A 5,301-nucleotide genomic window follows, 5' to 3' on the forward strand; every position below is an offset into this window, starting at 1 on the left:
ACATTTGACATGCCGATCCTCGGACTCTTTGTTTGCCACCATGCCTCCAGTTCATGTGACATGATAGCATCCCCGTAAGTCCTTTATCTAGCGTTGTAGATGAGACTAAGGATGGTCCAGGAACACAAAGGTATCCCAAAATCAAACACTCACCTGGCGAAACGTCAAGTCTCGACGGACTAAAAAGGCGACGGCGTCCGTGAGCGAGACCGTCTTCGATCCTACACCGGCGCTGGTGGACACCCACGCCCACCTCGACGACCCGCGCTTCGAGGGCGAGGTGGAAGCGCTGCTGGCGCGGGCCCGCGCCGCGGGGGTCATCCGCGTCGTGACCATCGGGGTGGACCCGGAAACCTCCCGCCGGGCGGTGGAGCTGGCCCGTAAGTACCCCTTCGACGTCTCGGCCGCAGTGGGCGTGTCGCCGCACGACGCCGGAACCTACGACGAAGCCGTCGCCGCGGAGCTGGAGAGCCTGGCCGGGGAACCGGGGGTGGTCGCCTGGGGCGAGATAGGCCTGGACTACCACCACGACCGCGCGCCCCGCGAAGTCCAGCGGCGTGTGTTCCTGGACCAGCTCCGGCGCGCGCGCGACCAGGGGCTCCCCGCGGTCGTCCACTGCCGCGAGGCCCACGCCGACCTCGCGGGCTGCCTGGAGGAGGCGGAAAGTTACCCCGGATTGGAAGAGCCGCCCCGCGGCGTGCTGCACTGCTTCTCCGGGACGGCGGATGACGCCCGACGAGCCGTCGCCCTGGGGTACATGATCGGCATCGGCGGCGTGGTGACCTTCGCCAACGCCGGGGCGCACCGCGAGGTGGTCCGGTCGCTGCCGCCGGAATCGGTGGTGCTGGAGACCGACGCGCCCTACCTCGCGCCACAGCCCCACCGGGGCAAGCGCAACGAGCCGGCCTACGTGCGCCTGACGGCGGAAAGGGTGGCCGAGCTGCACGGGGCGGGATTGGGGGAAATCGCCCCGGTCACCACGGCCAACGCCCGCCGGCTGTTCAGGCTGCCGGAGCCCGAGGGCTTCGGGGGTGCTCCGGCATACGCCCTGGGCCGCAACCTCTACCTGAACCCCACCAGCCGCTGTACCAACGATTGCGCCTTCTGCGTCCGGCGGCGGAGGCTGGGGCTCGGCGGCTACAGACTCTGGCTGGACCGCGAGCCCGGGGCCGGGGACCTGATCGAGGCGGTGGGCGACCCCGCGTCCTACGACGAGGTGGTCTTCTGCGGCTTTGGCGAGCCGCTCCTAAGCGCCCAGATCGTGGCCGAGACGGCCCGGTGGCTCAAAGAACGCGGCGCGCGGGTCCGGGTGAACACCAACGGGACCGCCCACCTGGCCCGGGGTGAGACCGCCGCCGGGCTCCTCGAACCGCTCCGCGGGCTGGTGGACGAGTTCTCCGTGAGCCTGAACGCCGCCGACGCCGCGGGGTACGTAAAAATCTGCCGGCCGGTGTTCGGGGAGGCCGCCTTCACCGCGGTGCTGGATTTCACCAGAACCGCCGTGGGGCTCGGATTCGCGGTCACCGCCAGCGCCGTCGCCCTGCCGGACACGGACCTCGCGCCCGTGGAGAGGCTGGCGGCCGGGCTGGGCGCCCGATTCCGCGCCCGGACCTATAAAAACGACTAGGGGAATCACCTGACCGTCTTCAAAACCAAAGACCCCACCCTCGACGCCTACCTCGTGGAGATAAACCGGTTCCCCGTGCTATCGCGGCAGGAGGAGCTGGAGCTGGCCCTCCGCGCCAGGGCCGGCGACGAGGTGGCCACCAAGCGCCTCATCGAGGCCAACCTGCGCTTCGTGGTCAAGATTGCCTTCAAGTACGCCCACCAGGGACTCCCGCTGACGGACATCATCTCCGCGGGCAACGAGGGACTGATAATCGCCGTGCGCCACTTCGAGCCCGAGCGCGGCATCCGCCTCATCTCCTACGGCGTGTGGTGGATCCGGCAGTCCATAAGCCGCGTCCTGGCCAACGACTCGCGCACCATCCGCTTCCCCTTCTACATCTACTGCGACCTGTACCGGATGATACGGATGCGGGAGGTCTTCCAGAGCCGCCACGGCCGCCAGCCGTCACTCGAAGAGCTCTCCGACGAGACGGGCATCACGGCGGAAAAGCTCCAGCGCATCTCGACCCTGGCCACCAACAGGCTCTCCCTCAACCGCCCCATCGTCCCCGACGGGGAGACCGAGGTGTTGGACCTGTTGACCGACTCCCAAGTCGAGAGCCCCGAACGGTTGCTCATCGCCGAGGACCGGCAGCGGGAGCTGGAGGAACTGATGGCGAAGCTGCCCAAACGCCAGCGGCGGATCGTGGAGTTGCACTACGGGATCGGCCACAAGGCGATGACCCTGCGCCAGATAGGGGAGGTCTTCAACCTCTCCCGGGAGCGGATCCGGCAGATCGAGGCGGTCGCATTCGCAAAGCTCCGGAGGGAGGCCTCGACGGCCCTGACCGCGGAGGACGCCCTTGACACGGACCGACGCGCCGAATAAACTTAACCGGGCAATCAGCCGAACCCTTATAAGCCATGGATTTTGACGAACTACTAGAGATTCTGGCCTGCCCGGTCTGTAAGACGCCGGTCCACCTGGACGGGACCGGCGAGCGGATCGTGTGCGACTCCTGCGGCCGCCGATACCCCATCCGCGACGGCATCCCGGTGATGCTCGTCGAGGAGGCCGAAGGGGGCGAGTAGGGTCGGCCGGGCCGGGGGGCGCGGGGCCGGGGCTATCCTTCACCGCACGGGGCCGGGAAGGGGCGCGGGGGCTGGGATTTAAAAAGAGGCAGGGGATTTTAATCCCTTGTCAGTCACCCTCGCGCGCAGTGACCGGGGGGTGAATAGGGGCCGACCGGGCCGGAGGGCGCGTAGGGGGCCGGTTTTATCCTTCACCGCACGGGACCGGGAAGGGGCGCGGGGGCTGGGTTCATTTTTCACTGCGCGGGGTCGGGGAGCGAGTAGAGCCGACCGGGCTGGCGGGCGCGTAGGGGGCCGGTTTTATCCTTCACCGCACGGGGCCGGGAAGCGAATAGAGCCGACCGGACCGCAGGCGCGCGGGGTCCGGGGAGCGCGTAGGTGGCCGAAGGGGCGACCGCGGCGCACGAGACGCGGCGGCATCCCTTCGGTCTGAGAAACGGCGCAACCGGAGACCGGGGGACGGGCCCGCCGCGCGATGGACCCGCTTCGACCCGCGACACGGGAAAGGACCGTCGTGACCGAGTACCAGGCCATCATCCCCGCCGCCGGAATCGGCACGCGCCTCAAACCCCACACCCACACCATCCCCAAGGCGCTCATCCGGGTGGCCGGCAAGCCCATCCTGGGCTACATCCTCGACGACGTCGCCCGCGCCGGCATCAAGGACGTCACCCTCGTCACCGGCTTCTTCGCCGAGAAGGTGGAGGATTACGCCCGGGCCGCCTACTCCGGCTTGAACCTCACCTTCGCCCGCCAGACCGAGCAGCTCGGCCTGGGACACGCCGTCTGGACCGCCCTGGGTAAAAAGCGCGACCTCCCCAGCCTCGTCATCCTCGGCGACACCATCGTCGAGGCCGACATCGCCGGCATTCTCGACCAGCCCGACAACGTCATCGCCGTCGCCCCCACCGACGACCCCCGGCGCTTCGGCATCGTCGAGCTTTCGGGCGACCGCATCGTGCGCATGGTGGAAAAGCCCGCCGACCCGCCCTCGAACCTCGCCATCGTCGGGCTCTATCTCATCCGCGATTCCGAGGCGCTCTACCGCGCCCTGGGCGGCAACATTCACGCCGGCCTGCGCACCAAGGGCGAGTTCCAGCTCACCGACGCCCTGGCGCGGATGCTCGCCGACGGGACCGTCTTCCGCCCCTGGAAAATCGCCGGCTGGTTCGACTGCGGCAAGCCGGAGACCCTGTTGGCCACCAACCGCGTGCTACTGGAGCGACGCGCGGAGCCGACGCCCGTCTACCCCGACTCGGTGGTCATCAAGCCCTCCCACATCGGCCGGGGGGTGGTGCTCTCGGGCTCGGTCATCGGCCCCTACGCCTCCATCGCCGACGGGGCCCGAATCGAGAGCTGCATCATCCGCGATTCCATCATCGGCAGCGGCGCCCGGCTCTCTCGCGTGCTCCTCAAGGGGTCCCTCGTCGGGGACAACGCCCTGGTGCGCGGGCGCTTCGACCGCCTCAACCTGGGCGACGACTCCGAGGTGACGTTCTCGTAACGGGGGCCATCGGGGTACGCGGAGTTGCCAGCGAAAAACGCATATACCCCGTAGGGGCGGGGCTCCGTCCCCGCCCGCGGGCTTAACAGGATGAGACTGTTGAAAATTCTATTTTCGCGTAATTGTTATGGTTCGCAGAGTTGTCAGCGATAAACGCATATTCCCCGTAGGGGCGGGGCTCCGTCCCCGCCCGCGGCGACTGCGGAGGACTCGTCCTGCGGGTCGCCCCTACGAAAAAACCATCCCGGGATTAGGAGCCAGAAATGACTGTCGAAGAACGGCTGGAGAAGGTGGAGCGGGAACTGGCCGCCGCGAAACTCCGCACCCGGCGCCTGTTAATCGCCGCTGGTCTGTCGCTTGGGCTCTTGGCCCTGGCCTGGCTTACCACGGGTAACACGGGACCGGTCCTGGCCCAGGAAGCCGTAGAGACTGACAGTATCATTCAGGCCAAGAGATTTGTACTGGTTGATGATGATGGCCGTACTCGTGCAGTGCTGGGCATGACCGATAGCGGACCGAAGCTGAGCATGTTAGATGAAAACGGCGTGAACCGCGCCGTTCTAGCTGTGACCGAAGTCTTCTCAGTACTGGCCCTACTCGACGAGAACGACAAGACACGAACGGCGTTGACCGTGTCTAAAGACGGGTCGCAGCTGGATCAATACGATGAGAGCGGCAAGTCTCGCGCCCAGATGGTAGCGGATAAGGATGGACCGCGGCTACTCCTAGCCGATGAAAACGGTAAGATTCGCACTGCGCTGGGCTTGGATAAGAATGGACCGTTGCTAGGCCTGCGCGATGATAATGGGATAAGCCGCGTCGCGCTGGGAGTATCTAAGGATAGAATTGAACTGAATCTAATCGACGAAAACAGCAAGCCCCGCGCCCAGTTACGCGTGACCAGGGACGGGCCAGTGCTGATTCTGGCTGACAAGAATGGCAATACAATCTGGCAAGCGCCGTAGAAGGTCCGCACCGGTGAGGCCCCCCCGGTTATGTTAAACTGATTACCGGGGCCGGTTTACGGACCGCGAACAACGAAAAAACGGAGCGACGTTGAAGGGCACATTCAAGGAAATCACCCTCGCCGACGTCGT

The 5,301-nt window shown here is 66.4% G+C and carries 5 protein-coding genes; all 5 read left to right on the top strand.

Annotated elements, in window-relative coordinates; all coding sequences use genetic code 11:
• Positions 1–199 precede the first annotated feature (199 nt).
• On the top strand, positions 200–1,627 hold the full coding sequence (locus VM054_01090; protein ID HUT97652.1) for a TatD family hydrolase: 1,428 nt from the start codon (positions 200–202) through the stop codon (positions 1,625–1,627).
• A gap of 9 nt (positions 1,628–1,636) precedes the next feature.
• Positions 1,637–2,497 carry an RNA polymerase sigma factor RpoD/SigA gene (locus VM054_01095; GenBank protein ID HUT97653.1) on the top strand — a complete coding sequence of 287 codons (861 nt, stop codon included), beginning with the start codon at positions 1,637–1,639 and terminating at the stop codon, positions 2,495–2,497.
• 35 nt (positions 2,498–2,532) lie between these two features.
• Positions 2,533–2,700: a Trm112 family protein gene (locus tag VM054_01100; GenBank protein HUT97654.1), complete on the top strand. Its 168-nt coding sequence runs from the start codon at positions 2,533–2,535 to the stop codon at positions 2,698–2,700.
• Positions 2,701–3,214: 514 nt separating this feature from the next.
• Positions 3,215–4,204 carry a sugar phosphate nucleotidyltransferase gene (locus VM054_01105; GenBank protein ID HUT97655.1) on the top strand — a complete coding sequence of 330 codons (990 nt, stop codon included), beginning with the start codon at positions 3,215–3,217 and terminating at the stop codon, positions 4,202–4,204.
• Positions 4,205–4,467: 263 nt separating this feature from the next.
• Complete coding sequence (locus tag VM054_01110; protein HUT97656.1) at positions 4,468–5,169, top strand: hypothetical protein; 702 nt, start codon at positions 4,468–4,470, stop codon at positions 5,167–5,169.
• Positions 5,170–5,301 lie beyond the last annotated feature (132 nt).

This window comes from bacterium, assembly GCA_035528375.1.
Lineage (GTDB): Bacteria > RBG-13-66-14 > RBG-13-66-14 > RBG-13-66-14 > RBG-13-66-14 > RBG-13-66-14.

Excerpts from the sequence above, each read along its gene's own strand:
- VM054_01100 (HUT97654.1), top strand. The coding sequence starts at position 2,533 with ATGGATTTTGACGAACTACTAGAGATTCTGGCCTGCCCGGTCTGTAAG.
- VM054_01110 (HUT97656.1), top strand. The coding sequence starts at position 4,468 with ATGACTGTCGAAGAACGGCTGGAGAAGGTGGAGCGGGAACTGGCCGCC.